Source organism: Mycobacterium sp. ST-F2 (assembly GCF_001905655.1).
GTDB lineage: Bacteria > Actinomycetota > Actinomycetes > Mycobacteriales > Mycobacteriaceae > Mycobacterium.
In genome coordinates this window covers 1-3,961 of record NZ_JMHT01000099.1, presented here as the reverse complement: position 1 = coordinate 3,961, position 3,961 = coordinate 1, and the positions used below count along the sequence as shown (strand labels likewise).

General features: G+C 69.0%; 3 protein-coding genes. All 3 read right to left on the bottom strand.

The annotated features are described in order from the left end of the window. Positions 1-1,176 (bottom strand): lipase family protein (locus EB75_RS27455; protein ID WP_073698374.1); only part of this gene is annotated, 1,176 nt, incomplete at its 3' end. Between the two features lie 103 nt (positions 1,177-1,279). After that, a complete protein-coding gene (locus EB75_RS27450) occupies positions 1,280-2,443 on the bottom strand; it encodes a lipase family protein (protein WP_083612602.1) in 1,164 nt (387 codons plus the stop codon). Between the two features lie 215 nt (positions 2,444-2,658). Continuing rightward, complete coding sequence (locus tag EB75_RS27445) at positions 2,659-3,822, bottom strand: lipase family protein (RefSeq protein ID WP_168176138.1); 1,164 nt, start codon at positions 3,820-3,822, stop codon at positions 2,659-2,661. Positions 3,823-3,961 lie beyond the last annotated feature (139 nt).

The window sequence follows — 3,961 nt, the reverse complement described above, 5'->3', positions numbered from 1 at the left end:
GTTGTCCGGCGGGGGCTGGCCCTGGAACCGCTTGCCCAGCCACTCGAGGTACGCCGAGCTGTCGACGTCGCCGTGTCCCTTGCCCTCCTGGAAGTCGGATTCGATGATCGTGCCCATGGCACACGCGCGCTGGATGGCCGCTCGGGTCCATTCCGAGTTGATGTAGGTGTCCTTACCGCCGTAGAGGACCAACATGGGCGCCGCGGCCTTCTGCTGCGGCAGCGCCATCGACGCCAGGATGTCGGTGAGTCGAGTCACCGCTTCCGGCGATGACGGCACCAGCGAGCTGGCCGGCAGGTCCGACAGGATCGCCGCGCGCTTCTCGGTCTCCGGACCCACGCACGCCGCGAGCGTGTCCCAGTTCTCCGCCGCCACGCCGTTGCGGTAGTCGTCGATCGGGAATCCCGGCCGGGTCTGCGCGATACCCATGAGTAGCCAGATGTAGGCCGCCTGTTGATCCTTGGACAGCTTCTGATCGGCTGCCAGTTGCGCGAACTGGGTGATGTCGGCGGCCGGCGCCATGCTCACGGTGCCCACGAGGTTCAAATCGGTGCCGTATGTCGCCGCCTGTTCGTTGGCCGCCCACATGGCCGACCCGCCCTGCGAGCCGCCGACGCCGCCCCACTTGGTCGAGACCTTGGGGCTCAGCTTCCGCAGAGCGCGGACGGAGTCGATGATGTTCAGCCCCGCCGTCTTGGAGTCGAGGTAGGGATGCCCGCCCGGAGCTCCGAGCCCTTGGTAGTCGGCCACGGCCACGGCGTACCCGAGCTTGATGTACGCCGCGATCAGTGGGGCGGTGCCGAAGATGTCCTTCGACAACGACGGCGCGCACTGCTGCTGCACGCCGCTGGTTCCGTGGCCGTACGCGACGACCGGCCAGCCGCCGGGCGGAGGATCGCCCGGCGGGACGAACACCGCGCCGGACACCTCGGTCGGGCTCCCGTCGATCCCGGAGGTCGAGCGGTACAGGACCCGTGCGGCCTCCGCGCCCGTAGCGACGATCCTGGTGTCGAGCTTCGGGATGGTCCACGCCTCGACGAGGCTGCCCGGCCCCGTCTGCGACATGTCGGCGTTGGCGATGCGCTGAGGCGCGGCCTCGGATTCCGTGCTGCCGCAGCCGGCGAGCAGCACCGTGCACGCCAGCAGCGAGAGAACAGAGGCACGGAGCCTCGTCATGCGGCCTCCCTGGTCGGGTGTTGGCCCCACTGCGACCGCGAGACGCGGAAGGGGGGCGTGTGTGATCGCTGAATAACCCACGCCAGCATAGGCGCTCGCCGAATCAGCAAGTGGTCGGCGCCGGGTCGCCGTCGAAGCGGTCGGCGACCCAGTTGAAGAGCGAGTCGTTGTCGACGCCCTCGTGGTTGCTGCTCGGCTGGAACACCGCGGCGACCACGGATCCGTTCGCGCAGGCCCGGTTGATCGCGTCCTGCGTCCACTCGGGCCGGATGTACTGGTCCTCGCCGCCGAAGATGACCAGCATGGGCGCTGCCGCACGGTGCTTGGGGAGCGAGAAGGTGGACAGCAGCGCCTTCAACTGCTCCTGCGCCTCGAGCGTCGATGGAGTGACCTGTTGCGGCGTGAGGGAGGCCAGTGCGCGCAGGCGTTCCTCGGATCGGCCGGGATCGCAGCTCATCAGCATGTCCCACGTCTCGGGGGCGACGTCGTGGACGTACAGGTTGAGGTCGAAATCGGGCCGGGTCCGCTGAAGCCCACCCAGCAGCCAGACGTAGGCGGACAGCTGCTGCGGATTCAGTGCCTTCTCAGCGGCGAGGTTCGCGAAGTCGCTGATGTCGGCCGGCGGCACGACGCTGACCGTGCCGACCAGCCGGAGCTCGGGCGCGTAGTCGGACGCCTGCTCGTTGGCCGCCCACGCCGCTGCGCCGCCCTGAGAAACGCCGTAAGCCGCCCATCGGTTCGACACGTCCGGAGACAGTGCGCGCAGGGCTCTGACCGAGTCGATGACGTTCAGCCCCGCCGTCTGCGCGTCGAGATAGGGGTGGCCGCCCGGTCCGCCGAGTCCCTGATAGTCGGCGACCGCGGCGGCGTGCCCCATGTCCAGCAGGCCCGCGACGACACCCGAGATGCCGAGCAGGTCGGGCGACGACGACGGTCCGCACGAGGTCTCGATGCCCGTCGTTCCGTGTGCGAGAGCCACCACGGGCCAGCCACCCCGCGGCGGCTTGCCCGCGGGGATGAACGCGCTGCCGGTGACGGACGTCGGTGCGTCGCCGTGGCCGGCGGTCGAGCGGTAGGTGATCCGGACCGCCGTTTTGGCGCGTTCGGTGACCGCGGGATCGAGGTTCGTGAGAGCGGTGGAGCTCACCAGGCTGCCCGGCCCCTCGGGTCGGGTGGGAAGCGAGTCGGTTCCCTGGGTCTTCGAACACGCCGCGAGCGTCAGCGCGGCCACCAGCAGCAGAACAGTCGCGGGCTTGGGCAACCTCATACCGGGCCTCAATCCCGACCGCGGGCGTCGGGCCGCCGCGGGTGGTGAGCAATGCGCGGTGCGCTGCACCGAGCATGACGAGCCGAAGCGATCACGGCGTCAATAGTAGGGCTTTTGTCGCAATACAGCCGTGTGAAGAGGCTGAGGAATGCGATCTGTTAGCTAACTCACGACGGCCCCGGTTGCGTGACCGACGGCTGACGCCCGTGAGGGGGTCAGCAGTTGGCCGGCGCCGGATCGCCGTCGAAGCGGTCGGCGACCCAGCCGAGCACGGCACTGGAGTCGACGTTCTCGTGGGTGTTGTACGGCTGGAACACCTCGGCGATCCAGGATCCTTTCGCGCAGGCCCGGTTGATCGCCTCCTGCGTCCACTCGGGCCGGATGTACTGGTCCTCGCCGCCGAACACGATCAGCATGGGCGCTGCCGCACGGTGCTTGGGGAGCGAGAACGTGGACAGCAGCGCCTTCAACTGCTCCTGCGCCTCGAGGTCGGCCGGGGTCACCTGTTGCGGCGTGAGGGAGGCCAGTGCGCGCAGGCGTTCCTCGGATCGGCCGGGATCGCAGCTCATCAGCGTGTCCCACGTGTCGGGGGCGATGTCGTGGACGTACAGGTTGAGGTCGAAATCGGGCCGGGTCCGCTGAAGACCACCGAGCAGCCAGATGTAGGCGGACAGCTGCTGTGGATTCAGTGCCTTCTCAGCGGCGAGGTTCGCGAAGTCGCTGATGTCGGCCGGCGGTGCGACGCTGACCGTGCCGACCAGCCGGAGCTCGGGCGCGTAGTCGGACGCCTGCTCGTTGGCCGCCCACGCCGCGGCGCCGCCCTGAGAGGCACCGTAGGCCGCCCATCGGTTCGACACGTCCGGAGACAGTGCGCGCAGCGCTCTGACAGAGTCGATGACGTTCAGCCCCGCCGTCTGCGCGTCGAGATAGGGGTGGCCGCCCGGACCTCCGAGTCCCTGGTAGTCGGCCACCGCGACGGCCTGCCCCAATTCCAACAGGCCCGCGACGACCCCCGAGATGCCGAACAGGTCGGGCGACGACGACGGCCCGCAGGAGACCTCGATGCCCGTCGTGCCGTGTGCGAGAGCCACCACGGGCCAGCCGCCGCGCGGCGGCTTGCCCGCGGGAATGAACGCGCTGCCGGTCACCGACGTCGACACGTCGCCGTGTCCGGTCGTCGAGCGGTAGGTGATCCGGACCGCCGTTTTGGCGCGCTCGGTGACCGCGGGATCGAAATCCGTGAGAGCGGTGGAGCTCACCAGGCTGCCCGGCCCCTCGGGACGGGTGGCTCGCGGGTCGGTTTCCCGTGTCTTCGAACACGCCGCGAGTGTCAGCGCGGCGACCAGCAGCAGAACAGTCGCGTGCGTGGGCAACCTCATACCGGGCCTCATACCCGACCGCGGGCGTCGGACCCCGGCCCATGGTGAGCAATGCGTGGCGACCTGCATGTGGCAGTCCATGCAAAATTATTCACGGCGTTAATTATATTGGGCTTTGCCGTGGCACCAGGCCCTTTTC